The following is a 1,473-nucleotide window of genomic DNA, read 5'->3' as shown; positions in this document are numbered from 1 at the left end:
AGGGGCAATCCATTTTCGTCCGTAGCCATGACCCAGGTTCCAGAGGGGCCAAAGTCACATTCGACGCACGTCAAAGGCTCACACTGCGCGAGGACCGCAAGCAGGAGACTTTCTTTTCTGGCTTTCCCGGCCTTCTGATCGGCGAGTTTTTCATCGACGACTTTCAGATAGCCAACTCGGTTGGGCATCTGTTGCGCGCGCACATAGTCTGTCATGCCCATCGCCAGTGCTTCCCCTCGGATGGTGCGCAGAGATGGGCGCCGGGCGTGTGGCACCCAGCGCATTCCGCTCACGAAAACACGGCTCCCGTTCGAGAGGGTAAATAATACGGCCATTATTCCGCTCCCTATAAGGAGTTTGCAGTGGAAGACTGCTGAGGGGGCTTACTGGATGGCAGGGAATATTGTTTGCCGTCCCGGGTCACTATGACCGTTCCGCTCTGGGTAATGGTCGTCACGACACTTCCATCGGGCAGTGTCGTCCCTTTCATGGCTTCAAGGGATTGCCCATCGGGAAGACGGATAAAGCCGGTGATCACGTTTCCGCCTTCCCACATAACGCCGTCAACACTGGCCTTGGGGCCAGAGCTTTCGGCTTTTTCTCCAGATGGAGCCATGTCAGGCCGAGGCATGGCGAGGGGACGTTGCTGTGGGAACGGCATATGTGCGGATGCGGAATCATTGCGCACAGCAGGGGCCTGATAAGCGGCCCCGCCATTTTTTGTCCGTCGCTCGTTGTCAGCGATGGCGGCCAGTCCTTCTGAAATCTTCTTTTGAGTTTCAACGATGTTCAGACAGGCGTTGTTCGCATCGAGCTGCTCCTGAGAGAGCCGGCCGTCAGCTCCTGGCTCCTGCAGGTGCTGTGCGCAATCGGGAGGTGCTGCCCGCGATACGGCGGGGAGGCTCACTGTGAGTGCGAGTGAGGCGATCAGGGCTTTTTTCATAGGGTGTGGGCCTCAACAGTGACGACGACGTGGGTTTTATCGAGGGTTGCGTCTCCACCGCCGCCAAGGATCCAGTCCATGGCAGAACCGACGCCGTTGTGTTTGCGGGAGGTCGCGTCATCGACATAGCCGCTCAGAACCAACGTGCTGTTGTTTTGCAATGCGACGGTATCATCCAAAGATGTGCTGGATGTTTTGGGAGCCTGGATGGAGGAGCCACCGCTTGAGATGGTGGTGATGGTCTGGAGTGTCTGCAGCAGGAAGTTCAGGTGCAGCAGTATCCGGCTATCAACGATTTTGGGTGTTACTGACCCCATGAACCCGGACATCACGACACCGGGGGACAGGGAGTTGGAACTGCCGGAGTTGGTGGCGAGCACAGACGAGCTGTTGGCCAGATAGGTCGTATTGATGCCGTTCTGGAACGGCGCTGTCTGATTGTTCGTCGTGACAACAGAGCGGTCGTATTGCTCGGTAACATGCCCCAGCTGCTGCAGCGCCTGCACGACCACTTTCGATCCTGAGAAAAG

2 protein-coding genes and 1 pseudogene are annotated in these 1,473 nt (G+C 57.4%); all 3 read right to left on the bottom strand.

From position 1 onward, the window contains the following. A partial coding sequence (locus HK20_RS13270; RefSeq protein ID WP_233129209.1) for a hypothetical protein occupies window positions 1–215 on the bottom strand: 215 nt, incomplete at its 3' end. Between the two features lie 131 nt (window positions 216–346). Continuing rightward, entirely contained in the window at window positions 347–943 is a 597-nt protein-coding gene (locus tag HK20_RS12240; protein ID WP_086647325.1) for a hypothetical protein, read from the bottom strand. After that, a pseudogene (locus tag HK20_RS12235) lies at window positions 940–1,473 on the bottom strand (pilus assembly protein PilN); the annotation flags it as partial. The gene HK20_RS12240 and the pseudogene HK20_RS12235, both read right to left, overlap by 4 nt.

Source organism: Acetobacter sp. DsW_54, assembly GCF_002153575.1.
Lineage (GTDB): Bacteria > Pseudomonadota > Alphaproteobacteria > Acetobacterales > Acetobacteraceae > Acetobacter > Acetobacter fabarum.
The sequence above is the reverse complement of the archived record's forward strand: the minus strand, read 5'-3'. Positions and strand labels throughout refer to the sequence as shown.

What these genes read in the sequence shown, in the direction of transcription:
- HK20_RS12240 (WP_086647325.1), bottom strand. Translation starts at nt 943, where the DNA reads ATGAAAAAAGCCCTGATCGCCTCACTCGCACTCACAGTGAGCCTCCCC.